Annotated in this window: 29 protein-coding genes and 3 pseudogenes; 19 read left to right on the top strand and 13 right to left on the bottom strand. The window is 74.5% G+C overall.

What is annotated here, in order from left to right; translation table 11 throughout:
• Window positions 1-5 precede the first annotated feature (5 nt).
• Window positions 6-416, top strand: coding sequence for a TA system VapC family ribonuclease toxin (locus tag BLW04_RS00305; RefSeq protein WP_091535891.1), 411 nt, complete (start codon window positions 6-8; stop codon window positions 414-416).
• Window positions 417-422: 6 nt separating this feature from the next.
• Here the strand turns inward: BLW04_RS00305 and BLW04_RS00300 are convergent, their stop codons facing one another.
• Window positions 423-692 carry a helix-turn-helix domain-containing protein gene (locus BLW04_RS00300; RefSeq protein ID WP_091535888.1) on the bottom strand — a complete coding sequence of 90 codons (270 nt, stop codon included), beginning with the start codon at window positions 690-692 and terminating at the stop codon, window positions 423-425.
• Window positions 693-738: 46 nt separating this feature from the next.
• Between BLW04_RS00300 and map the strand changes: the two genes are divergently transcribed.
• Both map and BLW04_RS00290 read left to right on the top strand, forming a co-directional pair.
• Window positions 739-1,509, top strand: a complete 771-nt coding sequence (gene map / locus BLW04_RS00295; protein ID WP_091535884.1) for a type I methionyl aminopeptidase — start codon at window positions 739-741, stop codon at window positions 1,507-1,509.
• A 115-nt stretch (window positions 1,510-1,624) separates the two neighbouring features.
• Entirely contained in the window at window positions 1,625-2,428 is an 804-nt protein-coding gene (locus BLW04_RS00290) for an alpha/beta fold hydrolase (protein WP_091535882.1), read from the top strand.
• 63 nt (window positions 2,429-2,491) lie between these two features.
• On the opposite strand, the gene BLW04_RS00285 is transcribed toward BLW04_RS00290, so the two are convergent.
• Both BLW04_RS00285 and BLW04_RS00280 read right to left on the bottom strand, forming a co-directional pair.
• Complete coding sequence (locus tag BLW04_RS00285) at window positions 2,492-3,631, bottom strand: cystathionine gamma-synthase (protein WP_091535879.1); 1,140 nt, start codon at window positions 3,629-3,631, stop codon at window positions 2,492-2,494.
• Window positions 3,628-5,028, bottom strand: coding sequence for a cystathionine beta-synthase (locus tag BLW04_RS00280; RefSeq protein WP_091535876.1), 1,401 nt, complete (start codon window positions 5,026-5,028; stop codon window positions 3,628-3,630). Before BLW04_RS00280 ends, BLW04_RS00285 begins: the two co-directional genes overlap by 4 nt.
• A 281-nt stretch (window positions 5,029-5,309) precedes the next feature.
• Between BLW04_RS00280 and BLW04_RS27930 the strand changes: the two genes are divergently transcribed.
• From BLW04_RS27930 to BLW04_RS00250, 7 genes and pseudogenes are all read left to right on the top strand, one after another.
• Window positions 5,310-5,423 carry an ANTAR domain-containing protein gene (locus BLW04_RS27930; protein ID WP_254780902.1) on the top strand — a complete coding sequence of 38 codons (114 nt, stop codon included), beginning with the start codon at window positions 5,310-5,312 and terminating at the stop codon, window positions 5,421-5,423.
• Between the two features lie 66 nt (window positions 5,424-5,489).
• Window positions 5,490-6,515 carry an aldo/keto reductase gene (locus tag BLW04_RS00270; protein WP_091535874.1) on the top strand — a complete coding sequence of 342 codons (1,026 nt, stop codon included), beginning with the start codon at window positions 5,490-5,492 and terminating at the stop codon, window positions 6,513-6,515.
• A 99-nt stretch (window positions 6,516-6,614) separates the two neighbouring features.
• Window positions 6,615-6,698 (top strand): annotated as a pseudogene (locus tag BLW04_RS29425) (alpha/beta hydrolase); the annotation flags it as partial.
• An 80-nt stretch (window positions 6,699-6,778) separates the two neighbouring features.
• Window positions 6,779-7,264 (top strand): alpha/beta fold hydrolase, encoded by a 486-nt coding sequence (locus tag BLW04_RS00265; RefSeq protein WP_175483840.1) that lies wholly within the window; start codon window positions 6,779-6,781, stop codon window positions 7,262-7,264.
• Entirely contained in the window at window positions 7,261-7,803 is a 543-nt protein-coding gene (locus BLW04_RS00260) for an XdhC family protein (protein WP_091535873.1), read from the top strand. The genes BLW04_RS00265 and BLW04_RS00260 overlap by 4 nt, the downstream gene beginning before the upstream one ends.
• Before the next feature lie 24 nt (window positions 7,804-7,827).
• Window positions 7,828-9,234: an FGGY family carbohydrate kinase gene (locus tag BLW04_RS00255; RefSeq protein ID WP_091535871.1), complete on the top strand. Its 1,407-nt coding sequence runs from the start codon at window positions 7,828-7,830 to the stop codon at window positions 9,232-9,234.
• A 106-nt stretch (window positions 9,235-9,340) separates the two neighbouring features.
• Window positions 9,341-9,526 carry a hypothetical protein gene (locus BLW04_RS00250; RefSeq protein ID WP_091535869.1) on the top strand — a complete coding sequence of 62 codons (186 nt, stop codon included), beginning with the start codon at window positions 9,341-9,343 and terminating at the stop codon, window positions 9,524-9,526.
• A gap of 19 nt (window positions 9,527-9,545) precedes the next feature.
• On the opposite strand, the gene hisN is transcribed toward BLW04_RS00250, so the two are convergent.
• A complete protein-coding gene (gene hisN / locus BLW04_RS00245; RefSeq protein ID WP_091535866.1) occupies window positions 9,546-10,361 on the bottom strand; it encodes a histidinol-phosphatase in 816 nt (271 codons plus the stop codon).
• Between the two features lie 294 nt (window positions 10,362-10,655).
• Window positions 10,656-10,838 (bottom strand): DUF2795 domain-containing protein, encoded by a 183-nt coding sequence (locus BLW04_RS00240; RefSeq protein WP_091535864.1) that lies wholly within the window; start codon window positions 10,836-10,838, stop codon window positions 10,656-10,658.
• A gap of 53 nt (window positions 10,839-10,891) precedes the next feature.
• Here BLW04_RS00240 and BLW04_RS00235 point away from each other — a divergent pair, with 53 nt between their 5' ends.
• Together BLW04_RS00235 and BLW04_RS00230 are read left to right on the top strand one after the other, a co-directional pair.
• Window positions 10,892-11,440 (top strand): DUF2087 domain-containing protein, encoded by a 549-nt coding sequence (locus tag BLW04_RS00235; RefSeq protein ID WP_254780901.1) that lies wholly within the window; start codon window positions 10,892-10,894, stop codon window positions 11,438-11,440.
• 42 nt (window positions 11,441-11,482) lie between these two features.
• Complete coding sequence (locus BLW04_RS00230; RefSeq protein ID WP_217630774.1) at window positions 11,483-12,361, top strand: peptidase E; 879 nt, start codon at window positions 11,483-11,485, stop codon at window positions 12,359-12,361.
• Between the two features lie 142 nt (window positions 12,362-12,503).
• On the opposite strand, the pseudogene BLW04_RS29420 reads toward BLW04_RS00230, so the two are convergent.
• The 5 genes and pseudogenes from BLW04_RS29420 to BLW04_RS00205 all read right to left on the bottom strand — a co-directional run.
• Window positions 12,504-12,710 (bottom strand): annotated as a pseudogene (locus tag BLW04_RS29420) (methyltransferase); the annotation flags it as partial.
• A 127-nt stretch (window positions 12,711-12,837) separates the two neighbouring features.
• Window positions 12,838-13,842: a ribosome small subunit-dependent GTPase A gene (gene rsgA, locus BLW04_RS00220; RefSeq protein WP_091535858.1), complete on the bottom strand. Its 1,005-nt coding sequence runs from the start codon at window positions 13,840-13,842 to the stop codon at window positions 12,838-12,840.
• 11 nt (window positions 13,843-13,853) lie between these two features.
• Complete coding sequence (gene aroA / locus BLW04_RS00215) at window positions 13,854-15,128, bottom strand: 3-phosphoshikimate 1-carboxyvinyltransferase (RefSeq protein ID WP_091535853.1); 1,275 nt, start codon at window positions 15,126-15,128, stop codon at window positions 13,854-13,856.
• Window positions 15,129-15,150: 22 nt separating this feature from the next.
• A complete protein-coding gene (locus BLW04_RS00210; protein ID WP_091535849.1) occupies window positions 15,151-15,591 on the bottom strand; it encodes a YdeI/OmpD-associated family protein in 441 nt (146 codons plus the stop codon).
• Window positions 15,592-15,655: 64 nt separating this feature from the next.
• A complete protein-coding gene (locus BLW04_RS00205) occupies window positions 15,656-17,116 on the bottom strand; it encodes an NAD-dependent succinate-semialdehyde dehydrogenase (protein WP_091535845.1) in 1,461 nt (486 codons plus the stop codon).
• Between the two features lie 141 nt (window positions 17,117-17,257).
• On the opposite strand from BLW04_RS00205, the gene BLW04_RS00200 reads away from it, so the two are divergent.
• Window positions 17,258-18,004 carry an SOS response-associated peptidase gene (locus BLW04_RS00200; protein WP_091535842.1) on the top strand — a complete coding sequence of 249 codons (747 nt, stop codon included), beginning with the start codon at window positions 17,258-17,260 and terminating at the stop codon, window positions 18,002-18,004.
• 2 nt (window positions 18,005-18,006) lie between these two features.
• Complete coding sequence (locus tag BLW04_RS00195) at window positions 18,007-19,551, top strand: fused MFS/spermidine synthase (RefSeq protein WP_091535840.1); 1,545 nt, start codon at window positions 18,007-18,009, stop codon at window positions 19,549-19,551.
• Window positions 19,552-19,563: 12 nt separating this feature from the next.
• Here BLW04_RS00195 and ybaK read toward each other — a convergent pair whose 3' ends face one another.
• The gene (ybaK, locus tag BLW04_RS00190) at window positions 19,564-20,043 is read right to left on the bottom strand and encodes a Cys-tRNA(Pro) deacylase (protein ID WP_091535836.1); all 480 of its coding nucleotides are present in this window, start codon (window positions 20,041-20,043) and stop codon (window positions 19,564-19,566) included.
• A 225-nt stretch (window positions 20,044-20,268) separates the two neighbouring features.
• On the opposite strand from ybaK, the gene BLW04_RS00185 reads away from it, so the two are divergent.
• The gene (locus BLW04_RS00185) at window positions 20,269-20,985 is read left to right on the top strand and encodes a sigma-70 family RNA polymerase sigma factor (protein ID WP_091535834.1); all 717 of its coding nucleotides are present in this window, start codon (window positions 20,269-20,271) and stop codon (window positions 20,983-20,985) included.
• Window positions 20,982-21,362, top strand: coding sequence for a mycothiol system anti-sigma-R factor (rsrA, locus tag BLW04_RS00180; RefSeq protein ID WP_091535833.1), 381 nt, complete (start codon window positions 20,982-20,984; stop codon window positions 21,360-21,362). Before BLW04_RS00185 ends, rsrA begins: the two co-directional genes overlap by 4 nt.
• Window positions 21,363-21,480: 118 nt before the next feature.
• Here the strand turns inward: rsrA and BLW04_RS29415 are convergent, their stop codons facing one another.
• Window positions 21,481-21,555 carry a 50S ribosomal protein bL37 gene (locus BLW04_RS29415; RefSeq protein ID WP_014742531.1) on the bottom strand — a complete coding sequence of 25 codons (75 nt, stop codon included), beginning with the start codon at window positions 21,553-21,555 and terminating at the stop codon, window positions 21,481-21,483.
• A gap of 228 nt (window positions 21,556-21,783) precedes the next feature.
• Between BLW04_RS29415 and BLW04_RS00170 the strand changes: the two genes are divergently transcribed.
• Together BLW04_RS00170 and BLW04_RS00165 are read left to right on the top strand one after the other, a co-directional pair.
• Window positions 21,784-22,842, top strand: a complete 1,059-nt coding sequence (locus BLW04_RS00170; RefSeq protein WP_254780900.1) for a biotin carboxylase N-terminal domain-containing protein — start codon at window positions 21,784-21,786, stop codon at window positions 22,840-22,842.
• A gap of 74 nt (window positions 22,843-22,916) precedes the next feature.
• The gene (locus tag BLW04_RS00165) at window positions 22,917-23,138 is read left to right on the top strand and encodes a biotin/lipoyl-binding carrier protein (RefSeq protein ID WP_091535826.1); all 222 of its coding nucleotides are present in this window, start codon (window positions 22,917-22,919) and stop codon (window positions 23,136-23,138) included.
• Between the two features lie 158 nt (window positions 23,139-23,296).
• On the opposite strand, the pseudogene BLW04_RS27925 reads toward BLW04_RS00165, so the two are convergent.
• Window positions 23,297-23,452 (bottom strand): annotated as a pseudogene (locus BLW04_RS27925) (GNAT family N-acetyltransferase); the annotation flags it as partial.
• Window positions 23,453-23,651: 199 nt separating this feature from the next.
• Here BLW04_RS27925 and BLW04_RS00155 point away from each other — a divergent pair.
• A complete protein-coding gene (locus tag BLW04_RS00155; RefSeq protein WP_091535823.1) occupies window positions 23,652-25,136 on the top strand; it encodes a sensor histidine kinase in 1,485 nt (494 codons plus the stop codon).
• Window positions 25,137-25,207 lie beyond the last annotated feature (71 nt).

Below are 25,207 nucleotides of genomic sequence, written 5' to 3'. Positions count from 1 at the left end.
GTGCGATGACCGGTTCAGCGGCGCGCACCCACCTGCTGGACGGGAACGTCCTCGTGGCCCTCGTCGTGCCGGAGCACGTGCACCACCTGCCGGCCCGCAGTTGGTTCCGCGGGGCACCCTCCTTCGCCACGTCGCCGACGGTGCAGGGCACGTTGCTGCGTTTGTTGCTGCGGTCCGGTTCGGGGATCACGCAGGCGCGTCAGGTGCTGGCTTCGGTCGTGGCGCACGCCCGCCACGAGCAGTGGCTGGACGACCTGTCCTACAGCGACGTCGAGCTCGTCCACGTGATCGGTCACCGGCAGGTCACCGACGCCTATCTGGCGCAGCTGGCCCGGTCCCGCGGCGGGCTCGTGGCGACGTTCGACGGAGCCTTCGCCCAGGTGGCGCCGGACGTTGCCGTACTCCTGCCGCGCTGACCTGTATCAGGCGGAGAGGACGGCGCCATTGCCGGTGTCGTCGAGTTCGGTCGCCAGTCGGTCCAACGGCAGGTCCACGGTGCGGGCGAGCGCGGCGACGGTGAAGAACGCCGGCGTGGGCACCCGACCGGACTCGATCTTCCGCAGCGCCTCGAGGCTGACGCCGGAGGCCGCGGCCACCTGGGCCGGGCTCCGGTCGCCGCGGGCGGTGCGTAGCAGGGCGCCCAGCCGGCGGCCGCGGTCGCGCTCGGCGGGGGTCAGCGGCGGTCGCACCATGAGGGTGATAGTAATACCGGGATAATCATACTGGAAGGGCGGCGACATGATCGAGCTGCGATCCCCCGGTGAGCTGGACGCGATGCGCGCTGCTGGAGCAGTCGTGGCGGAGATGCTCGCGGCGGTGCGGGCTGCCGCGGCCCCGGGCGTGCGGCTGACTCAACTCGACGAGGTGGCCCGCGCCGTCCTCGCCCGGGCCGCGGCGACCTCGCCGTTCCTTGGCTACGCGCCGCTGCGGACCACCCCGCCGTTTCCCGGCGTCGTGTGCCTGTCGGTGAACGACGTCGCACTGCACGGCATCCCCACCCGGCAGCCGCTCGAGGACGGCGACCTGCTCAGCGTCGATGCGGGCGCCACCCTGGACGGTTGGGTCGGCGACGCGGCGATCACCTTCCCGGCCGGCACCCCGCGCCCGGCCGACATGCAGCTGGTCGATACCACCGAACAGGCCCTGCAGGCCGGGATCGCCGCCGCCGTGCCGGGCAACCGGGTCGGCGACGTCTCCGCCGCGATCGCTGCCATCGGGCGCACGGGCGGCTGCGGCATCAATACCGACCAGGGCGGCCATGGTGTCGGCCGGACCATGCACGGGGAGCCGCACGTGCCCAACGAGGGCCGGGCCGGCCGGGGCGTACCGCTGCGCGCCGGCCTGGTCATCGCGATCGAGCCGTGGTTCCTGGCAGGTGGCGACGACGACTACCGGGTGGACGCCGACGGCTGGACGCTGCGCAGCGCCGACGGCAGCCGGGCCGCTCACGCCGAGCACACGGTCGCCGTCACCGACGACGGCCCACGCATCCTCACCGCCCCGGCCTGAGGGCGCCTGATCACCGGCTTCGCAGGGCGGTCTCCATCCTTACGCTGTGGCGCAAGGATGGCGACCACGGAGTGAGTCCGGTGCCCAGGGTGCGGGGCGCGCCTAGGCTCGCGAGGTGGCCCGCACGGACGACGTCCGCACGGCTCGTCTGGCGACGGGCATCGCGGTGCCGTGGGTCGCCGCCGGGGACGCCACCGGGGTCCCGGTCGTGCTGCTGCACGCCTGGGCGGAGTCCCGGCGCGCGTTCGACCGGATGCGGGCCTCGCTGCCCCCGTCGGTGTACGCACTCGCCTGGGACCAGCGGGGCCATGGTGACGCCGACCGCCCGGCCGGCGGCTACTCCCTCCGCGAGGCCGCCGACGACGTCGCCGCCTTCCTCGATGCCGTGGGGCTGACCCGGGCGGTGCTGGTGGGCTCCTCCAGCGGTGGCTACGTCGCACAGCAGGTGGCCGTCGACCACCCGGCGCGGGTGGCCGGCCTGGTGCTGGTCGGGGCGCCGCGGTCTCTGCGGGGCCGGCCGCCCTTCGCCGACGAGGTGGACCGCCTGTGCGACCCGGTCGATCCCGCCTGGGTGCGCGCCTCCCTCGAGTGGTTCCCCTGCGTGCAGCCCGTTCCCGACTGGTACCTGGCGGACAGGGTGGCGGACGGCGCCCGGGTGCCGGCGCACGTCTGGCGCGCTGCCCTGTCCGGCCTGTCCGACGCCGTCCCGCCGACCGAGTCCGCGCCCATCCCATCGCCGGCCCTGGTGATCTGGGGCGCCGAGGACCACCTGCTGCCGCGCGCGGAACAGCAGGCGCTGTGCGCCGCCCTGACCGGTTCCCGGTTCCCGGTCTACCCCGCCACCGGCCATCTGGTGCTGTGGGAGCAGCCGGCCCGGATGGCCGCGGACCTGACCGCATTCGTGCACGGCCTGGCCTGACCCGGCCCCCTTCCAGGGTCCCGCCCTGAGCTTGCGAAGGGTGGGGAGGAAGGGGGTCCTTTATCAGGCGAGGGCTTGGTCCAGGTCGGCGAGCAGGTCCTCGACGTCCTCGATGCCCACCGACAGCCGGACCAGGTCGGCGGGCACCTCCAGCGGCGAGCCGGCGGCACTGGCATGGGTCATCCGGTGCGGGTGCTCGACCAGCGACTCCACTCCGCCGAGGGACTCGGCCAGGGTGAACAACTGGGTCCGCTCACAGACCTTCAGGGCCGCCTCCTCGCCACCGCGGAGCCGGAACGACAGCATCCCGCCGTAGCCGGACATCTGCTTCGCGGCTATCTCGTGGTGCCGGTGCTGCGGGAGTCCGGGGTAGAGGACGTCGCCCACGGCCGGGTGCCCGAGCAGGAACTCGGCGATCCGGGCGGCGTTGGCCGAGTGCCGGTCCATCCGGACGCCGAGGGTCTTGATCCCGCGCAGCACCAGCCACGCGTCCATCGGCCCGGCGACGGCACCCATCGCGTTCTGGTGATAGGCCAGCTGCTCGCCCAGCCCCGCGTCGGCGGTGACCAGCGCGCCCCCGACGACGTCGGAGTGCCCGCCCAGGTACTTGGTCGTGGAGTGCACCACCACGTCGGCGCCGAGGGTCAACGGTCGCTGCAGATAGGGGGAGGCGAAGGTGTTGTCCACCACCAGCAGCGCGCCGGCCTCGTGCGCCACCTGCGCCAGCGCGGCGATGTCGGAGACGTTCAGCAGCGGGTTGGTCGGCGTCTCGCACCAGATCACCCGCGTCGTCGGCCGGAGGGCGGCGCGCAGCGCGTCCAGGTCGTTGAGGTCGACCGGGGTGTGCTCGACGCCCCAGCGGGAGAAGACCTTGGAGACCAGCCGGAAGGTGCCGCCGTAGGCGTCCCCGGGCAGGACGACGTGGTCCCCGGGTGCGCAGACGGTGCGCAGCAGCGCGTCCTCGGCGGCCAGCCCGGAGGCGAAGGCCAGCCCGGTGCTGCCCTCCTCGAGCGCGGCGAGGGCCTCCTGCAGGGCGGTGCGGGTCGGGTTGCCGCTGCGGCTGTACTCGTAACCGCCGCGCAGCCCGCCCACGCCGTCCTGCTTGTAGGTACTGGTCAGGTGCACCGGCACGACCACCGCTCCAGTGGCCGGGTCGGGCTCCTGCCCGGCGTGGATGGCGCGGGTGTTGAAACCGGTGTTCATGACATCACCGTAGGGGCTGGGGCGATGCCGACCAGGTGACCGAGCACGTCCTGCCGGGTCACGACGCCGGCCGGCTTGCCCTCCACGTGCACCAGCAGCGCGTCGGCCGTACCGAGCGCGCCCACCGCCGCCGACACCGGCTCGCCGGAGCCGATTATCGGCAACGGCGCGGACATGTGCCGCTCCACCGGGTCGGCCAGCGTCGCGCGGCCGGCGAACAGCGCGTCCAGGAGCGCCTTCTCCGCCACCGAGCCGACCACCTCACCGGCGGTCACCGGCGGTTCGGCCCGCACGACCGGCAGCTGGCTGACGCCGTACTCGCGCAGGATGTCGATGGCATCGCGCACGGTCTCGTTGGGATGGGTGTGCACCAGCGTCGGCGTACTCCCCGACTTGGCGTCCAGCAGCTCGCCGACGGTCTCGCCGCCGCCGGCGTCCAGGAAGCCGTAGTCGGACATCCACTCGTCGTTGAAGATCTTGTTCAGGTAGCCCCGGCCACCGTCGGGCAGCAGCACCACCAGGACGTCGTCCTTGGTCAGTCGCTCGGCGACCCGCACCGCTGCGACGACGGCCATGCCGCACGAGCCGCCCACCAGCAGCCCCTCCTCGCGGGCCAGCCGGCGGGTCATCGCGAAGGAGTCACCGTCGGACACCGCCACGATCTCGTCGGCGACCGACCGGTCGTAGGCTTCGGGCCAGAAGTCCTCACCGACCCCCTCGACGAGGTAGGGGCGGCCGGTCCCGCCGGAGTAGACCGAGCCCTCCGGGTCGGCGCCGACGACGCGGACTCGGCCGTCGCTGGCCTCCTTGAGGTACCGGCCGATGCCGGAGATCGTGCCGCCGGTGCCCACTCCGGTGACGAAGTGGGTGACCCGGCCGTCGGTCTGTGCCCAGATCTCCGGGCCGGTCGTCTCGTAGTGCGAACGCGGGTTGGCCGGGTTCGCGTACTGATCGGGCTTCCAGCCGCCCGGGGTCTCTCGCGCGAGCCGGTCGGACACCGAGTAGTACGAGCGGGGGTCGGCCGGGTCGACAGCGGTCGGGCAGACGTGCACCTCGGCCCCGTAGGCCTTCAGCACGTTGATCTTCTCCTGACCCACCTTGTCCGGGCAGACGAAGATGCACCGGTACCCGCGGGTCTGGGCCACGATCGCCAGGCCGATGCCGGTGTTCCCGCTGGTCGGCTCCACGATGGTGCCGCCGGGTCGCAGCGCGCCGGAGGCTTCCGCCTCCTCGATCATGCGCAGCGCGATGCGGTCCTTCACCGACCCGCCGGGGTTCAGGTACTCGACCTTCGCCAGGACCAGGGGGGCGTCTGGGCCCAGGTGGTCGGTGACGGAACGCAGTCGGACCAGCGGCGTGTCGCCGATCAGCTCGACGACGGACTCGGCGTACTGCACGGGGCCTCCTCGACCGGGGCACGGCCGATCGCCGCGGCCCTGGGTGCTCATCCCATCAGACGGGGCCGCCGCCGCGCGGGCCGGCGGTCGGTACGGCTGCCAGCAGACGTGGAGCCTCCGGGCTGCCGGCGTCCAGGGTCGGCTCCCATCCTGGCGCCGTGCTGCGTGAGGAGCGCCGACCGCCGCGCGCGCCACGCAGGACGTCACGAACATGCGTACCGCGATGTTGTCCCGATCGGTGATCGAGCAGGCCAAGGGCATCGGCGATGGAGCGCTACAAGGTGACTGCCGAACAGGCGTTCACGCTGCTCACCCACGCCTCCCAGCGCAGCAACGTCAAGCTGCGCGGCGTCGCCGAGGAGCTCGCGACGACGGGCGTGCTGTGCGGCAGCTGAGCGCCGCGCCGGCAGCGGTTTGCACCCGGCTGGCATCCGCTCCGGCGGCGGGGACAGGATGCGGTCATGACGCAGACGATCCCGCCGGTGCCCCGGCGCAGCCTGGGCGGGCTGCAGGTCGCCGCCCTCGGTCTGGGCTGCATGGGCATGAGCCAGATGTACGGCACCGCCGACCGGACCGAGTCGGTGGCGACCGTCCGCCGGGCCCTGGACCTCGGGGTGACCTTCCTGGACACCTCCGACGTCTACGGCGAGGGGCACAACGAGGAACTGGTCGGCGAGGCGATCGCCGGGCGCCGCGACGAGGTCCAGCTGGCCACCAAGTTCTCGCTGTCGCACGACGAGCGCGGCGGCATGGACATCGACGGCCGGCCGGAGAACGTCCGTTTCCGGGTCGAGGCCAGCCTCCGTCGGCTCGGCGTCGACGTTCTCGACCTCTACTACCAGCACCGGGTCGACCCGACGGTACCCATCGAGGACACCGTCGGTGCCATGGCCGAGCTGGTGCAGGCCGGCAAGGTCCGGTACCTGGGACTGTCGGAGGCCAGCGCCGCGTCGATCCAGCGGGCGGCCGCCGTCCATCCGATCGCCGCGCTGCAGAGCGAGTGGTCGCTGTGGACCCGCGACCTGGAGGTCCCCGGGGACGACGGCCGCAGCGTGCTGGACGTTGCGCGCGAGCACGGCATCGGCATCGTGCCCTTCAGCCCGCTGGGCCGGGGCTTCCTCACCGGGGCGATCACCAGCCCGGAGGACTTCGCCGCCGACGACTGGCGCCGCACCCACCCGCGGTTCACCGGCGAGGCGTTCACGGCCAACCTCCGGCTGGTCGACGCCGTCCGGGGGATTGCCGCGGAGCGGGGCGTCACCCCCGGTCAGCTGGCCCTGGCATGGGTGCTCGCCCAGGGGGAGGACGTCGTGCCGATCCCGGGCACCAAGCGGCGCAGCTACCTGGAGGAGAACGTCGGGGCCGCCGGCGTGCAGTTGTCTGCCGAGGACCTCGCGCGGCTGGCCGAGATCGCGCCGCCCGGCGTGGCTCAGGGCGGCCGGTACGCCGACGCGGGGTACGCGTACGGCAACAGCCCCCAGCGATGACCGCTCTGCTGCAGGCGCCCCGGACGACGCGGGACCCCGGCTCGGACGGCGTCGAGGTCGCCGTCCCCCCGCTGGGGCGTCCCCGGGACTCTGCCTCCGGTGTTCCTGCAGCACGGCTTCGTCGCCGACACCGTCACCGACTGGCAGCTGGCCGGGATCGTTCCGGCGCTGCTGGCGGCCGGCCGGGACGTGGTGGGGGTGGACGCGCGCGGCTACGGCCGGTCGGCCAAGCCGCACGACTCCGCCCGGACGGCGAGGTGCGGATGGCCGAGGACCTGCAGCGGGTGGCTGACGCCCGCGGTGCGCAGCGCTTCGACCTGGCCGGCTACTCGATGGGCGCGATCGTGTCGCTGCTGGTCGCCGCCGCGGACGCCCGGGTCCGCCGGCTGGTCGTCGGTGGAGGCTGGGCCGCGGTGGTCGAGCTCGGCGGTGTCGACACACGCACGATCCGGCCGGAGTTCCTGATCGCCGCGCTGGAGGCCGCCGACCCGGCCACCCTCGCCGACCCAGCTGCCGCGTCGTTCCGCCGTCTCGCCGACGGCGTGGGCGCCGACCGGCTCGCGCCGGCCGAGGTGGTGGCGCCCACGCTGGTGCCCGCCGGGGACGCCGACCCGCTGGCCGTGCGCCCGGAAGTGCTGGCCGCGGCCATCCCCGGGGCGCGGCTGACGCTCGTGTCCGGCGACCACCTCGGTGCGGTCGCCGTGGCCCCGTTCGCCACCGCGCTGGTCGAGCTCCTGGGCGCACCGTGACCGGGCCCGACCCGTCCTGCGGCGTCGCCCACGGCTCGGCGCCGGCCGGCGACACCCCGGAGCGGGTGCTGGTCGCCGGCTTCGCCTCCCCGGTCGCCGGCGCACTGTTGCGGATCGGTGCGGAGCTGGGCTGGCGGCCGGTGCTGGTGGAGCCCGACGTGGACCGGCCCGCGCCGGGCGGGCTCCCGGCGGACGTCGTCCGGGTCGCGAGCGTCGCCGAGCTCCCGGCCGGCCTGGGCGGTCCGGGCGCCGACGTCGTGGTCACCGACCACCATCGCGCGGAGCTCGGGGTGCTGCTGCGCGACGCGCTCGTCCGGCCGGTCCGCTGGGTGGGCATCATGGGCAACCCGCGCCACGAGGGCCCGCACGTCGCCGCGCTCGCCGCCCTGGGGGTGCCCGCCGCGGAGATCGCCCGGGTGCACCGGCCGATCGGGCTGGACGTCGGCTCGCGCAGCCCCGGCGAGATCGCGGTCGCCACGCTGGCCGGCCTGCTTGCCGACCGCAACGGGCGCCCGGGTGGGTTCTTCCCGCCGTCATGAGCCCGCCGTCATGAGCCCGCCGTCATGAGCGACGCCGCCGTCGTGCTCGGCGTCGACCTCGGCACCAGCGGCCTGAAGCTGGCCGCCCTCGACCTGTCCGGCGCCGTCGTGGCGGAGTCCGAGGTGGGCTACCCCATCGACCGGCCGCGGCCGGGGTGGGCGCAGACGGAGGTCGCCGTCTGGCGGCGCGCGCTGGACGACGCCCTCGCCGCGCTGGAGAACCAGCTCGCCGGCCGGCCGGTGGCCGCCCTCGGACTGGCCGGGCAGATGCACGGTGCCGTGCTCGTCGATCAGGACGGCGCCGCGCTGGCCCCGGCCCTGCTCTGGCCCGACCAGCGCGCCACCGCGGAGGTGCAGCGCTGGCGCGACCTGCCGGCCGGCGACCGGGCCGCGCTGGCCAACCCGCTGGTGCCCGGCATGACCGGGCCGCTGGTGGCCTGGCTGGCCACCGCGCGGCCGGAGCTGCTGGCCCGGGCCGCCGCCGTCCTGCTGCCCAAGGACGCGCTGCGGGCCGCCCTGCTGGCCGACGCCGGCCCTGCGGTGACCGACCGCAGCGATGCCTCGGCCACCCTGCTGTGGGACGTGCCGGGGGAGCGGTGGTCGCCCGCGGCGGTCGCGGCCGCCGGCCTGCGACCGGAGCAGCTCCCCGCGGTACGGCCCGGCTCGGCCGTGGTCGGGACGGCGGCCCTGGTGATCGGCACCGCCCGAACCGAGGTGCCGGTGGTGGTCGGGGGCGCCGACACCCCGCTGGCCCTGCTGGCCGCCGGCCGCCGCGACGGCCTGCAGGTGAACCTCGGCTCCGGTGCCCAGGTGCTGCGCCCGGGGGTGCAGCCGGTGCCGGTCGCCGACCCGCTGGTGCACAGCTACGCCACCGTCGACGAGGGCTGGTACGCGATGGCCGCGCTGCAGAACGCCGGCCTCGCCTGGTCGTGGGTGGGCGCGGTGCTCGGACTGAGCTGGCCGGCGTTCCTCGCCGAGGCCGCCGGCGCCGCGCCCGGTGCCGGCGGCGTCGTCTTCGTGCCCTGGCTGACCGGTGAGCGGGGCGGGGTCGCCGGGCCGGACGCCCGGGGGAGCTGGTCCGGGCTGTCGGCGGACGCGACCCGGGCGGATCTGGCTCGCGCGGCGCTGGAGGGCGTCGGCTTCGCCGTCGCGGCCGCGGCCGACCTGCTGGGGACGCCGGCGGACGGCGACCCCGTCGCGCTCACCGGCGGGGGGGCGCGCGACGCCGGAGTGCAGCAGCTGCTGGCCGACGTGCTGGGCCGGCCGGTGCGGCACGTCCGGGTGCACAGCGCATCGGCGGCCGGGGCCGCGGTGCTCGCCGCCAGGGGCCTCGGGCTGGACGTCGCCGCACGGCGGTCTTCCGGGCCCGTGGTCGAGCCGCGGACGGCGCCGGCGCTGACCGCCGCCCGGGAGCGGTGGTCGGGAGCCTGAACCGCCGCCGTCCGACGCGCGGAACGACCTCGACCCTGGCACCGTTGGGCGGGAGAGAGGGGGCCCGGCACGGGCCCTCCGCGCAGACGAAGGAGGCGGGCACCCCATGGCGTCGCTGTTCAACAAGGTCGTCCAGTTCGCCAACAGCCCGAAGGGCAAGCAGGTCATCCGTCAGGCGACGGACAAGGCCCAGCAGATGGCGAAGGACCCGAAGACCCGGGCCAAGATCGACGACGTGCGTCGTCGGGTGCAGGGCGGCCGGGGCGGGAACGGGTCCGGCCCGGTGCGCTGACCGCGCCTGCGCGACCCCGCTAGACCGACGGCGCTCGTCCCCCCGGGGCGAGCGCCGTCAGCACGTGCGGGTGCAGGACGCCGTTGGTGGCGACCGCGCTGCCCCCGGCCGGGCCCGCCCCGCCGGACAGGTCGGTGAACGCCCCGCCCGCCTCGCGCACGATCACGTCGAGCGCGGCGAGGTCCCACAGCGACACCTCGGGCTCGCAGGCGACGTCCACTGCGCCCTCGGCCACCATCATGTAACTCCAGAAGTCCCCGTAGGCGCGGGTCCGCCACACCTGCCGGGTCAGGTCTAGGAAGCTGCCCAGCAGCTCCCGCTCCTCCCATCCGGAGATGCTGGAGTAGGACAGGCTGGCGTCGGCGAGCCGGCTCACCTGCGACACGCGGCACCGGGTGGCGTTCTCCAGCCGGCGCCCGGTCCAGGCCCCCAGCCCGGCCGACGCCCACCAGCGCCGGTTGAGCGCGGGGGCGGACACCAGGCCCACCACCGGCACGTCGGCGTCCATCAGCGCGATCAGCGTCGCCCACACCGGAACGCCACGGACGAAGTTCTTGGTCCCGTCGATCGGGTCGATCACCCACCTGCGGTCACCGCGGCCGGTACTGCCGAACTCCTCGCCGAGCACGGCGTCCCGGGTGCGGGCGCGCGCCAGCGAGCTGCGCAGCTGTTCCTCCACCGCGCGGTCGGCGTCGGTGACCGGGGTGAGGTCGGGCTTGGTGTCGACCTGCAGGTCCTGGGCGCGGAACCGGTCGAGGCTGATCGAGTCGGCCTGATCGGCCAGCACGTGCGCCAAGCGCATGTCCTCGTTGTACCCGCGCTGCGCCGACGTCATGGGTCAGCAACCTAGTCGGCGGGGCCGTCTGCGCCCCGCCGACCGCCGGTCGGCCCCCTTACGGGCACCGCCCCGAGCTTGGTGACGTGCTGGAGCGGCCCCCCTGCAGGGGCCCGTCGCGAGCTTGGTGACGTGCTGGAGCGGCCCCCCTGCAGGGACCCGTCGCGAGCTTGGTGACGTGCTGGAGCGGCCCCCCTGCAGGGACCCGTCGCGAGCTTGGTGACGTGCTGGAGCGGCCCCCCTGCAGGGTCCTGCCGCGAGCTTGCGAGCGGCGGGGGGCAGGGGGGTCCTTCTTCAGTCGAAGACGGCGGAGCTGACCCCGCTGGGGCCCTCGTACTCGCGGTCCTCGATCTTCCTGAGGGCGTCCAGGACCTCCTTGTCGCCGCCGTGGTCCTGGGCGTGCTTGACGATGTCGTCCTTCTTCGCCGGGTAGTCGATGCCGCCGAGGGCCTTCTGGATGTCGATCGGGCTCACCATGCGCGGCCGGGTACCCAGCGGCCGGTCCGGTGATGCGCGGATACCGTCAGGGAGTGGACGCAGGAGTGGGCGCGGGGACGATCGTCGGGCTGCTGGCCGACCCCGCCCGGCTGAAGGTCGTGGCCGCGCTGGCCCTGGGCGCGGGCACCCTCGAGGAGGTCGCCGAGGTCAGCGGCCTCCCAATCAAGGACGTCGCCCTGGCCGCACGCCGGCTGGCCCGGGCCGGGCTGGTGCACCGCGACGGCCACGCGCTCGCGCTGCTCACCGACCGGTTCGCCGCCGCCGCGCGGTCGGCGGCCGAGCAGGCCCCGCCGCCGGAACGACTGTCCGAGGACCCCGCCGAGGACGCCGTCCTCTCGGCCTTCCTGCGCGAGGGCCGACTGGTGTCGGTGCCTGCCCAGCACAGCAAGCGGCGGATCGTGCTGGACCACCTGGTGCGGGTGTTCGAGCCCGGCGTCCGCTATCCCGAGCGCGAGGTCAACGCCCTGCTGCGCGCCTGGCACCCTGATGTCGCCGCGCTGCGCCGACACCTGGTGGACGAGGGCCTGCTGACCCGGGCCGCCGGCGTCTACTGGCGCAGCGGTGGCCACGTCGACGTGTAGAGGTGTCGAGGTCCGAAGGTCGAGCTGGAAGGGAGGCCGTCCGTGATCCGCCAGGTGTTCGCCTTCTCCGGCCTTCTTTCCCCGGCCCCTGGTGAGCGCGGCTCCCAGGTGCTGGTGGAACACGCCCTCGCGCTGGCGCGTCCCGCCGGCGGCGGACGGCCGCCCGGCCCGGTCCGGCTCTGCTACGTGCCGACGGCCGTCGGCGACGACCCGGCCGCGGTAGAGGCGTATCAGCGGGTGTTCGGCGCGCGCAGCGACGTCGACCTGACCGTCCTGCGGCTGTTCCCCCAGCCCAGCGTGGCCGACGTCCGGGAACATCTGCTGCGCCAGGAGGTCGTCCTCGTCGAGGGCGGCAGCGTGGTCAACCTGATGGCGGTGTGGCGCGCCCACGGCCTGCCCGAGGTGCTGCGGGAGTGCTGGGAGGCCGGGGTGGTGCTGGCCGGGTCGAGCGCGGGCAGCCTGGTCTGGCACCTCGGCGGTCCGACGGACTCCTGGCGGGACCAGCTGGACCCGTTCACCGACGGACTGGGCCTGCTGCGATACAGCAACGGGGTGCACGACGACCTCACCGACCAGCCACGCCGGGAGGGCTACCGCCGGATGGTGGCCAGCCGTGAGCTGCCGGCCGGATACGCCACGGAGGACGGCGTCGGGCTGCACTACGTGGGCACCCAGCTCGCCGAGGCGGTGAGCATGCGTCCGGGGGCCCGCGCCTGGGAGGTGCGGCCGGACGGCGCCGGAGGCTGCCTGGGAGCGCCCGGTGGAGCCGCGGCTCATCTGAGCCGTCCGCTCATCCCGGACGACGCGGCGTCCAGCGCAGGACGACGTACTCCACCGACAGCTCGTCGCGCACCAGCTCGCGCCGGCGGAGCACCTCCTCGGCGAACCCGGCCCAGTCAGCCAGCCGGCGCAGGTGGGTGAGGTCCCGCTGGTGTCGAAGCCGACCAGCACCCGGCCCCGGTCGGTCAGGTGGGAGCGGACGCCGGCGGTGAACCGGCCCAGCGCGGCGTAGCCCTCGTCGGTCGTGGTCGCCTCCAGGGCGTCCGCGGGAGGGAACCACCGGTAGGGCGGATCGCCCCACCACCAGGTCGAAGCGCCCGTCCACCGCCGAGAAGACGTCGCTGCGGCGGACGGTGACCCGGTCCGCCAGCCCGTTGCGCTCGACGTTGGCCCGGGCCGCGGGCACTGCGCCCTCGGCAACGTCCACGGCCAGCACCTCGCGGGCGGTCGGGTCGGCCAGCACTGCGTTGACCCCGGCCCCGGGTCCCATGTCCAGCACGCGGACCGGTCGCGCCGGCCTCGGCGCGCATCGCGGCCAGTACGGAGTCGTGCCAGCGGCGGATCGCGGCCGCCCGGCCGGGGTCCCAGCTGCGGGACGTGCGGCACAGAGCCCGCGCTCAGTGGCCGGTGTCGAGCTGGCCGACGGCCTCGAGCAGCACCCGGAACCCGGCCAGCCGCTCGGCGCGCGCCGGGGGGCCGGCGGCGGCCCAGGCGTCCAGGGCGCACTCCGGGTCCTCGGCGCGGTGGCCGCAGCCGGGCGGGCAGTCCAGCGCCGCGTCGGCCAGGTCGGAGGAGGCGGCGAGCACGTCGTCGGCGGTGACGTGCGCCAGGCCGAAGGAGCGGATGCCCGGAGTGTCGATGATCTGCCCGCCGCCGGGCAGGTCGAGCATCACCGCCGAAGAGGAGGTGTGCCGGCCCTTGCCGACCTTGCTCACGTCCCCGGTCGCGCGGTAGGCGTCGGGCACGAGCCGGTTCACCAGGGTCGACTTGCCGACCCCGGAGTGCCCGATCAGCACGCTCATCCGCCCGGCCAGCCGATCTGCCACGTCGGTCACGGGGGAGTCCCGCGAGACCACCACGGCGTCGACGTCGAGGCCGGCGTAGCGCCGGAGCAGCCCGGCGGGGCTGCCCAGGTCGCCCTTGGTGAACAGCAGCACCGGGCTCAGCCCGCCGGCGTAGGCCGCCACCAGGCAGCGGTTCAGGAAGCCGACGCTCGGTTCGGGGTCCTTGACCGCGCTGACCACGACCAGCTGCTCGGCGTTGGCGACGACGACGCGCTCGGTCGGGTCGGAGTCGTCGGCCGAGCGGCGCAGCGTCGTCCGCCGGTCGGCGATGGTCACGATCCGGGCGAGGGTGTCGGTCTGGCCGCTCACGTCGCCCACGAGCCGGACGTCGTCCCCGACGACCACCCCGTGCTTGCCCAGCTCGCGGGCGCGCATGGCGGTCACGTGCACCGGCGCGCCGTCCGGGCCGGCCACGCGCACGGTCATCCGGCCGCGGTCCACCGCGACCACCAGCCCGGGGACGGCCTCCTCGTGCGCCGGCCGCTGCCGGGTGCGGGGCCGCGAGCCGTGCCGGGTCGGCCGGACCCGGACGTCGTCCTCGTCCGACCGGCTGTCCATCCTGCGTCCGCTCACGGGCGTACTGCCTGACCCAGCATCCCCGCCCACCGGTCGGGAAAGTCCGGCAACGTCTTGCCCACCGCGCCCGGGTCGGCGGCCTCGACGCCCTCGACCGCCAGCCCCAGGACGGCGGCGGTCATCACCATCCGGTGGTCGGCGTAGGAGTCCAGCCGTGCGGGACGGCGCGGGCCGGGGGTGATGACCAGTCCGTCGGGGAGCTGCTCGACCCGAGCGCCCACCGCGGTGAGCACCTCGTCCAAAGCCTGCAGCCGGTCGGTCTCGTGCCCGCGCAGGTGGGCGATGCCGGTGAGCCGTGACGACCCGTCGGCCAGCGCGCAGAGCGCGGCGAGCACGGGGGTCAGCTCGCCGACCGCGCCCAGGTCGGCGGTCAGCGGCGCGATCCGCGGTCCGCCGGTCACCTGCAGCCCTTCGGCGGTGCGGGCCACGTCGGCGCCCATCTCGGTGAGCAGCCGGTCCAGCTGCGCGCCCGGCTGGGTTGTGTCGGTCGGCCAGTCGCGCACCGTCACCCGGCCGCCGGTGACCAGCGCGGCGGCGAGGAAGGGCGCGGCGTTGGACAGGTCGGGTTCGATGACCCGGTCCAGCGCGGCGACCGGGCCGGGGGAGACCCGCCACCCCCGGCCGGTCGCCTGTACGGCCACACCGTGCTCGCCCAGGGTGCGGACGGTCATCTCCACGTGCGATAGCGACGGCACCCCGCGGGTCAGCGTCAGGTCGATGCCCCCGGTGAACCGTGCAGCGGCCAGCAGCAGGCCGGAGACCACCTGGCTGGACTCGCTGGCGTCCACGGTCACCGGACCGCCGCGGACCGCGCCGGTGCCGTGCACGGTGAACGGGGCCCGGCCCCGGCCGCCGTCGTCGACCTCGACGCCCAGCTGCCGCAGGCCGTCGATCAGCCCGGCGTTGGGTCGGTCCCGCAGTCGGGCGTCCCCGTCCAGGTGCACCGGCCCGGTGGCGAGCGCGGCGACCGGCGGGAGGAAACGCAGCACGGTGCCGGCCAGTCCGGCGTCGACCTCGGCGGGGCCGCGCAGCGGACCGGGGGCGACCAGCAAGTCGGCGCCGTCCTCGGTGATGCCCGCCCCCAGAGCGCGCAGCCCGGCGGCCATCAGGTCGGTGTCCCGGGCGCGGAGCGGGCGGACCAGCCGGCTGGGCCCGTCGGCCAGCGCGGCCAGCACGAGGGCCCGGGCGGTGATCGACTTGGAGCCGGGCAGGGTGACGACGGCGTCCACCGGGCCGCGCGCGTACGGCGTCGTCCACACCTCGGTCATGTCGCCATCCTGCCGTCCGGGCTCATCCGTCGAGCAGTCCGGACACGACGCCGGCCACCCGGCGGGCGCGGGTGGTCTCGGCCTTGGCGCCGTCGACCCCGAGGACGTGGCGAAGTTGGTGGCTGTAGGCCAAGGCGTCGAACCGGGCTCGGGCGGCCGGCTCGGCGTCCAGCGCGGCAGCCAGGTCCGCTGGCACCTCGACGGTCCGCGGCTCGGTGTCGAGCTGGACGTCGACCTCGACCCGGTCGCCGGCGGCGACCCCGGCGGCGGCCCGGCGTTCGGCACTCAGCGGCAGGAGGAAACGGCCGCCCATGCTGGCGATCGTGCTGCGATAGGTGTGCCCGCCGACCGTGACCCGCACGGCGGGCTTCTTCCCGGCGCCCAGCGCCTCGACGATCTCGGGCGGCACCTCCATGCCGGTCGCGGTCTTCCCGCCGAGCTCGACGGTGGTGGAGAACCTCATGGCTGCAGAGGATGGCAGCCCGGGACGACGGGGACGAACAGCCGCCGTTCCGGACCGCCGGTGCTCAGCCGACGACCGGCGCCGCCGGGGCGCTGGCCTTCTTGGCCGGCATCGTGCGCACCAACCGGCGGTTGGCGAACTCGAACATGCCCAGCTCGGAGAGCTCACGGCCGTACCCGGACCGCTTCACCCCACCGAAGGGCAGTTCGGGGGAGGAGCCGGAGGGCTGGTTGATCCAGACCATGCCGGACTCGAGGCGGTCGGCGACCGACCGGGCCCGCTCGACGTCGCTGCCGTACACGGCGGCGCTCAGCCCGAAGTCGCTGTTGTTGGCCAGTTCGATGGCCTCGTCCTCGTCGGCCGCCCGGTAGATGACGGCGGCCGGGCCGAACAGCTCCTCGTGGTAGGCCCGCATGTCCGGGGTGACGTCGGCCAGCAGCGTCGCTTCCACGAAGGCCCCGTCGGAGTCGGGGCGGCCGCCGCCGGCCAGCACGGTGGCGCCCTTGTCGACGGCGTCCTGGATCTGCGCGGCGAGGTCCTGCGCGGCGCGCTCGGTGGACAGCGGACCCAGCGTGGTCGCCGGGTCGGCCGGGTCTCCGGGGGTGAAGGTCGAGAAGGCCTGCGTCAGGCCGGCGACGACGTCGTCGTAGACCTCGTCGAGCACGATGATCCGCTTGGCGGCGATGCAGGCCTGCCCGGTGTTGGCCATCCGGGCCATGGTGGCGGCCTTGACGGTGCGGCCCAGGTCGGGGGCGTCCAGCACGATGAACGGGTCGCTGCCGCCGAGTTCCAGTACCGACTTCTTCAGGTGCTTGCCGGCCAGCTGAGCGACGCTGCTGCCGGCGCGCTCGCTGCCGGTGAGCGTGACGCCCTGGACGGCTTTGCTGGCGATGACCTGCTCGACGTCGGCGATCTTCAGGAACAGGTTGGTGTAGACGCCCTCGGGAGCGCCGGCGTCGCGGAACAGCTGCTCGAGGGCCAGCGCGCACTGCGGGTTGTTCTCCGCGTGCTTGAGCAGGATGGTGTTGCCCAGCGTCAGGTTCGGCCCGGCCACCCGGACCACCTGGTACAGCGGGTAGTTCCACGGCTCGATGGCCAGGATGACGCCGGTCGGCTCGTTGACCACGACGGCCTCGCCGGCCATCACGTCGATCGGCTTGGGGGCCAGGAAGCGCGGCCCGTTGTCCGCGTAGTACTTCAGGATGCTGGCCGCCAGTTGCACCTCACCGGCCGCCTCCTGGATGCGCTTGCCCATCTCCTTGGTGATCAGGGCGGCGAACTCGTCCGTGCGCTGGAGCATCAGCTCGGCGGCGCGGGCCACGACGGCGGCGCGTTCCTCGACCGACCGACGACGCCACTCGAGGAAGGCGGCGTGCGCCCGCTCCACGACGGCGTCGACCTCGCCGGTCTGCAGGAACGGGAACTCCTGCTCGGTCTGCCCGGTGTAGGGGTTGACGGTGGCGTACTTCCGGGCGCCGTCGGTTGTCTTCGGCTGCTCTGTGGAAGGGGACTGGGTGGTGGTCACGGTGTGGTGCCCTCCGTCGGGTCTGCGATCTGGTGTCCGGGACGGTCCTACCCCTCCCTCCGGAGAGCACGCACTGGGGGCGTCGGCTGTCGGGGGGCCCACCTAGGCTCGCAATCGTCGTCCGACCGGAAGGAGATCGCCGTGTGTGGTCGCTATGCCGCCAGCCGCCGACCGGAGGACCTGGTCGTGGAGTTCGAGGCGGTGGCCGCCGAGGGGCAGTCGCCGCTGCCGGCGGACTACAACGTCGCCCCGACCAAGGACGTCTACGTCGTCCGGCACAAGAAGGAGCGGGACGCCGAGGGTAGCCCGACCGGCGGGGGGCATCGTGAGCTGCGGGCCGTGCGCTGGGGCCTGGTGCCCTCGTGGGCCAATGACGTCTCGATCGGCAATCGGCTGCTCAACGCCCGCGTCGAGTCGCTGACCGAGAAGCCGGCCTTCCGCACCGCCGCGGCCACCCGCCGCTGCCTGATCCCGGCCGACGGCTGGTACGAGTGGGCGCCGCGGCGGGACTCCCCGGGCAAGCAGCCGTACTACGTGACGCCGGAGGACGGGTCGGGGCTGGCGTTCGCGGGGCTCTGGGAGGTCTGGGGCCGCGGCGACGACCGGCTCTACACCTGCACCGTGGTCACCGCGCCGGCCGTCGGGGCACTCAGCGAGGTGCACCCGCGGATGCCGCTGGTCCTGCCGCGCGACCGGTGGGCGGAATGGCTGGACCCAGCGCGGGAGGACGTCGCCGCGCTGGCCGCGCCCACGCCGCCGGAGTACGTGGAGCGGCTGCAGATCCGCCCGGTCGGCCGCGCGGTGGGCAACGTCGCCAACAACGGCCCGCAGTTGACCGCCCGCGAGGAGTCGGTCAGCGAGCCGGCCGATCAGCCGGCCCTGTTCTGACCGTGCGCCCCGACCCCGCAGCGGAGTCCCGGACCACCACCCCCGCAGCGGCAGGCTCGCGCGCGCTGCCCGGCCCGGTGGCCGCCGCGGTGACGTTCCTGGCCTCCGGCGCGGTGCTGGTCCTCGAGATCGTCGGGCTGCGGCTGATCGCGCCCTACGTCGGGGTCACCCTGCAGACCAACACCGCGGTGATCGGGTTCGCGCTGGCCGCGATCGCCGTGGGCGCGTGGTCGGGTGGTGCCGCCGCCGACCGCACCGACCCCCGCAAGCTGCTGGCGCCGCTGCTGGTCGCCGGCGGGGCCCTGGTCGTCGCCGTGCTGCCGCTGGTCCGGTTCGCCGGCGACCTGCTGACCGGGGCGGCGGCCGGGAACGTCCTGCTCCTGGCCGCCGTGGCGGTGGTCGTGCCCGCCGCACTGCTGTCGGCTGTGCCGCCGATGGTGGTGGCGCTGCAGCTGGGCAGCCTGGCCGAGACCGGGTCGGTGGTCGGCCGGCTGTCGGGCATCGGCACGCTGGGCGGCATCGCGGCCACCTTCGGCACCGGGTTCGTGCTGGTCGCCGTGCTGCCCAGCAGCGTCATCCTGGTCGTCACCGGGCTGGTCGTCGTGGTGGCCGGGGCGGTCCTGGGCGTGCTGCTGCGCCGCACCGGGCCCGCGGGCTCCGGCCGGGTGCCGGCCGGGCTGCTGGTGCTGGCCGTCGCCGGCACGCTGCTGGCGGCCCTGGCACCGACGCCGTGCGAGGAGGAGACCGCCTACCACTGTGCCCGGGTCGAGGCCGATCCCGAGCGCAGCAGCGGCCGGGTGCTGGTGCTGGACACCCTGCGGCACTCCTACGTCGACCTCGCCGATCCGCGGTACCTGGAGTTCGAGTACGTCCAGGCCATCGCCTCGGTCACCGACGTCCTGGCCCCTGCCGGCGAGCCGCTGTCGGCGCTGCACGTCGGCGGCGGCGGCCTGACGCTGCCCCGCTACCTGGCCGCGGTCCGCCCAGGCACCACCAGCCGGGTGCTGGAGGTCGACCCCGGCGTGGTCGCCGTCGACGAGGAACAGCTTGGCCTGGAGACCTCCCCGCGGCTCGAGCTCTCGGTCGGTGATGCGCGGGTCGGGCTGGCTGCCGAGCCGGCGGGGGAGCGCGACCTGGTCGTCGGGGACGCCTTCGGCGGGTTGTCGGTGCCCTGGCAGCTGACCACCGTGGAGGCCCTCGGCCTGGTTCGCGACGCCCTCGCCCCGGACGGCGTCTACGCGGTCAACCTCATCGACCACCCGCCGCTGGCCTTCGTGCGAGCTGAGTTGGCCACCCTGCGCTCGGTCTTCGGTTCGGTCCTGCTGCTGGCCCGGGCCCCGGTGTTGGCGGGGGAGGACGGGGGGAACGTGGTCGCCGTGGCCGCCGACCGGCCGCTGCCCGCCGACGCGGTCGCGGCCGCGCTCGCCGACCGGGGGCTGGCCTGGCAGGTGGCCGGCGGCAGCGGGCTGTCCCGATTCATCGGGGACGCCGCCGTCCTCATCGACGACTTCGCCCCGGTCGACCAGCTGCTCACGCCCTACGGCTGAGCACGGCCCGGGTCAGCGGGCGATGGCCGTCGTCGTCGCCCGGCACAGCCGAACGAGGTCCGCTGGTGGCAGCTCCACCTGTAGGCCCCGCCGTCCGCCACTGACCAGCACCGTGGCGAAGGCCAGCGCGCTCTCGTCGACGACGGTCGGCAGTGCCTTGCGCTGCCCGAGTGGGCTGATCCCGCCGCGCACGTAGCCCGTCGTCCGCTCGGCGTCGGCGGGGTCGGCCATCGCCGCCTTCCGACCACCGGCGGCGGCGGCCAGCGCCTTGAGGTCCAGCTGCCCACTCACCGGCACCACCGCGACGGTCAGCGCCCCGTCGACCCTGGTCACCAGGGTCTTGAACACCTGCGCGGGGTCGGCGCCCAGCGCGGCCACAGCCACCTCGCCGTACCCGTGCGCGCCCGCGTCGGTAGAGGCGGGGTCGTACTCGTGCAGCCGGAAGGCGACGCCCGACTGCTCCAGGGTCCGTACCGCCTGGGTCGCTGCCACGGCGCAGCAGCCTAGAGCGCCGCTGCTCAGGACAGTGCCCCGGCGGGGAATCCCGTCCGGCTCGACCTGGTTGGAGCGACCGTGAGCAGCACAGTCCGGGGCGCACCCACGCGCACAGCGCGCGGCTCCGCCCCCTCCCGCCGTCCCCCCGGCCGCCTGGACCGTTCCCAGCTAGGATCGACCGACGTGGTGACCCGTTCCCGGGCGCCGCAGAGAGGACGGTCGGTGCCCCAGGAGCCCGTGGTCGACAGTTCTGCTGAGGAGGCGGCCACCGCGGTGACGTCGTCCCCCGACGAGATGCCCGAGACCCCAGAGGCGCGCGCCGACGGCAGCCGCGCCGAGCCGGCCGAGAGCCGCGCCGAGCGCGACGCCCGGTTCGAGCGCGATGCGCTGCCCTACCTCGACCAGCTGTATCCGGCGGCGCTGCGGATGACCCGCAACCCCGCTGACGCCGAGGACCTGGTCCAGGAGACGTTCGTCAAGGCCTACTCGGCGTTCCACCAGTTCGCCGAGGGCACCAACCTCAAGGCCTGGCTGTACCGGATCCTGACCAACACCTATATCAACAGCTATCGCAAGAAGCAGCGGCAGCCGCAGCAGTACCCCACCGAGCAGGTGCAGGACTGGCAGCTGTTCAACGCCGAGCAGCACACCTCCACCGGGCTGCGCTCGGCCGAGATCGAGGCGCTGGACCACCTGCCGGACTCCGACATAAAGGACGCGCTCCAGAAGCTGCCCGAGGACTTCCGGCTCGCGGTCTATCTGGCAGACGTCGAAGGCTTCGCCTACAAGGAGATCGCCGAGATCATGGGCACGCCCATCGGCACGGTGATGTCCCGACTGCACCGCGGTCGGCGAGGGCTGCAGAAGCTGTTGGCCGACTACGCCCGCGAGCGTGGCTTCGTGCGCGCGGGAGCTGCGGAGGAGGCGAGCCGGTCGTGAGCACCGACCAGCACACCGGCCACGGCGCCGGCGAGGGTCACGAGGGCGAGATCACCTCGTGCGACGACGTCCTCTCGCACGTGTTCGAATTCCTGGACCGGGAGACCGACGACAGTCGCCGCGCGGTGATTGCCGAGCACCTCGAGGACTGTTCGCCCTGCCTGCGGCAGTTCGGCATCGAGCAGGAGTTCAAGGCGCTGGTGCGCCGGCGGTGCGGTGGCGACCCCACCCCGCTGGGGCTCCGCGACCGGATCAAGCTGCAGCTGACCACCGTCTCCTTCGAGGAGGACGGCACGCAGGTGCGGGTGGAGCGAACGAGCATCGAGACCTTCAGCACGCAGAACGCGCAGGGTCCGGGGGAGCACTCCACCGCCTGACCAGCCGAGCGGTGCCCTCCGACGAATCGCGAAGCCATTCGTCGGAGGGGTCGCAGGCCTGCTTCGATGTGCTTATCGGGGCGGCGTCAGCCGCTCCGCTGCCTCACCGGAGCTGCGATCAGGCGTTGGGCCGCTTGCCGTGGTTGGCGCCGCTCTTCTTTCGGGCGCGCCGCTTGCGTCCACGCTTGGACATCGCTGCCCTCCTCTCCTCGTGTGCTCCCCCGGCCGTCCGGCCGGGGGAGACCGTCCCGGTCTGCCCGGTGCGGCGCCGCAGTTCCGTCCTGCGGGTCACCCGAACACCGGTCAGGCTGACACCCGACAGGGTCTCACGGACTGGTGTTCCGGCGTTCGTCGGTGCGCGGTCGGGCAAGCTGGCGGAACGGCTGCCGGCTCGGCGGGCCAAGAACACGGGGGAGTGCGCGTGGTACAGGCGGTGGAGAGCGTCCTGGTCGCCGGTCGGGGGCCGATGGCCTGCGGGGTGGTCCAGGCGTGTGCCCGGCTCGGCGTCAAGGCCGTGGCGGTCTTCTCAGAGGTGGAGCGCGGCGCCCGACACATGCGGATGGCCGATGAGTCCGTGCTGCTCGGTCCCGCCGCCGCTGCTGAGTCCTACCTCGCCGTCGACCGGCTGGTCGAGGCCGCCCGCCGCTCACGGGTGGACGCCGTCCTCCCGGTGCCGCCCGCACTGGCCGGGAACGCGGCTCTGGCCGCCGCCGTCGTCGATGCCGGGCTGACCTGGATCGGGCCGCCGGCCGATGTGCTGGAGCGGCTCGGCGGCGACGGGGTGGAGTCGGCCAGCGAGCGGGGCTTCCTCGCCTGGGTGACCGCCGACGGCCTGCACCTGGTCACGCCGGTCCTCCGCGACCGGGCCGGGGGCACTCCCCGGGTCTCCTGGACGCCTGCTGAGGGCCTGGGCCCGCTGCCACCGGCCGCGCGACGGCTCCCCGAACTGGGCTGGCGTGGGCTGGTCACGGTAGGCATCGACCCGGACGGCGAGCTGGCCGAGGTGGCCGCCGGCTTCTCCCTCGACATGGCGGTGCTGGAGCGCGCCCACGGCGTGGACGCCGTGGAGCTCGCCCTTGCCAGCGTGACCGGCCGCGCGCCCCGCAGCGCCCCGGCGGCCGAGCCGCGGGCCGCCGTCGCGGTACAGCTGCGCTCGACCCTGCCGGCCGGAACGGCCGGCCGGGTGACCGGGCGGCTGCCCGACCTACCGGCGAGCCGCCCCGCGATGCCGGTGGTCGCGGTGACCGGCTACGAGCCCGGTGACCGGCTCGATGGGTGGTACGACGCCCTGCTGGCCACGGTCAGCGCAGCGGGTCCGGACGCCGCAGCCGCCGCGCGCGCCGCCACGGACGTGCTCACCGGCCTGCCCGAGGCCGGCGTCCCGCACGACGGCTCGGAGGTCTGCGCCACGCTGCAGCGGATCGCCGGCGCGCTGGTCCCGGACTGTCCGGGTCGGCTGACTGGCGGGGAGGGCCGGTGAGCCGGCCGGCCGTGCTTTCATGATCTCCCGACCGTCGGACCCGGCGTTCGGCTCCACGTCCAGGGGAGGCGCCGGTGGCAGTAGCGGAAATCCACGCCGAGATGGTCTCCAGCGTGTGGAAGGTCCTCGTCGCGCCGGGCGCGGAGGTGTCCGCCGGCGACACGCTGGTCATCCTCGAGTCGATGAAGATGGAGATTCCGGTGCTCACCGAGCACGCGGGCACCGTCGGTGAGCTGCACGTGGTGGAGGGCGAAGTGCTCCAGGAGGGGGACCTCATCGCCACCGTCGTCGACTGAGGACGTACGTGGCCCACCGGACTCTCTGCACGAGACTCTCTGCACCGGCCTTTCCAGGGCGTCCCCGAGCCGCGAGGGAACCCGGGAGAGGGTCCTTCCCAGTCCCGCTCCGGCAGCCGGGTGAATCCCAGCCGCTCGTAGAGCCGGTGGGCCGCCGTCATGTCCGTCGCGGTCGCCAGCACCATCAGCGTCCGCCCGGTTTCGCGGGCCTGCTCCAGGCAGGCGCGCACGAGCCTCTCGCCCACTTCCCGGCCGCGTACGACCGGGTTCACGGCGAGCATCCGGAACGCCGCCTCCGCCGGGGACCGGGTCACCTCCCCGAAGTCGCCGCCCAGCACCAGGGCCACACTGCCCACGATGCGTTCTGGAGGCGAACCCTTCGGCGGTGTAGACGCCGGCGGTCAGCGCAGCGATGCGGTCGAAGTCCGCGGGGATCGCAACGCGGATCGAGACGGCACTGCGCGAGATCACCCGTCGAGCGTAGGAGGGCCTCGGCCTAGGCTCGCCAGCACGATGAGCAGCCTCTCCGAACGTCTCACCCGCGGGTCGGCGGCCAGCCCGTCCCAGGTGGACCACGCGCGCCGGCTGGTCGCCGACTGGCAGCTGCTGGCCGACCTGTCCTTCGCCGACCTGACCCTGTGGGTGCCGCTGCAGTCCGGCGCCTGGTGGTGCGTGGCCCAGGTGCGTCCGCTCACCGCACCCACCAGCCAGCCCGAAGACCTGGTCGGCGCGGAGGCGACCGGGGTGGGGGCCGAGCCGCTGGTCCGAGCACACTCGGAGGAGCGACCGGTCACCGAGGGCGAGCCTGACTGGTCCGGTGCCAGCCCGCGACGCCGAGAGGTCATCCCCGTCCGGCACGACGGCGTCGTGGTGGCCGTGTTGGCCAAGGACACCAACCTGGCGGCCACCCGCTCGCCGTCCACGCTGGAGCTGACCTACCTCGACATCGCCGCGGACCTGTCGCTGATGGTCGCGGCGGGGACGTTCCCACCCCGCATGCTCGAGGACGCCGAGATGAGCCCCCGGGTGGGAGACGGGCTGGTCCGGCTGGATGCTTCCGGCCACGCCGTCTACGCCAGCCCGAACGCGCTGTCGGCCTACCGCCGGATGGGGCTGACCGGGGACGTCGTGGGCGCGGACCTCGCCGAGGTCACCCGCGCGGCCTCGGCGGACCGGGTGGCGGGGGAGGCGGTGGCGGCGAGCATCGGGGCGGCGGTCGCCGGGCGGTTCCCCGAGCCGATGGACGTGGAGAACGACGCGGCCACGATGCTGGTCCGCGCCCTGCCGCTGCAGGCCCCCGGTGGGGAGGCCGGCGCGCTGGTGCTGGTGCGGGACGTGACCGACGTCCGGCGTCGCGACCGGGCGCTGATGACCAAGGATGCCACCATCCGGGAGATCCACCACCGGGTGAAGAACAACCTGCAGACCGTCGCGGCGCTGCTGCGGCTGCAGGCCCGGCGGATGACCGAGCCCGCCGCGCGGGCGGCGCTGGAGGAGTCGGTGCGGCGAGTGGCGTCGATCGCCGTGGTGCACGAGACGCTGGCCGGCAGCCGGGAGGACGTCGTCGAGGTCGACGACGTGCTCGACCAGGTGCTGCCGATGCTGGGCGACGTGACCTCGGTGGGACCGGCGGCGCGGATTCAGCGGGTGGGGCGGTTCGGGGAACTGCCGGCCGCGGCCGCCACGCCGCTGGTGATGGCGGTGACCGAGTTGCTGCACAACGCCGCCGAGCACGCCTTCGACGACGGTTCGCCGGGGACGGTGGTCCTGTACGCCACCCGGGACGGCGACGACCTGGAGGTCCGGGTGCGCGACGACGGCCGGGGCCTGCCGCCGGACTTCGGCCCGGCGGCCAGCGCGGGACTGGGCCTGCAGATCGTGCGCACGCTGGTCACGAGCGAGCTGCACGGCACGCTGGCCATGGGACCACCGGAGGCTGGGGGACCGGGAACCGAGGCGGTGCTGGTGCTCCCCGGGGCCGGCCGTCCCCGCCGCTGACGACGGGGACGACCTTGATGGGCCCTCTGTAGGTAGCCGCCGCGAGCTTGCGAGCGGTGGGGGCAGAGGGC

Origin of the sequence: Modestobacter sp. DSM 44400, assembly GCF_900107175.1 — a bacterium.
Lineage (GTDB): Bacteria > Actinomycetota > Actinomycetes > Mycobacteriales > Geodermatophilaceae > Modestobacter.
This window is presented reverse-complemented; position numbering and strand designations above follow the sequence as displayed.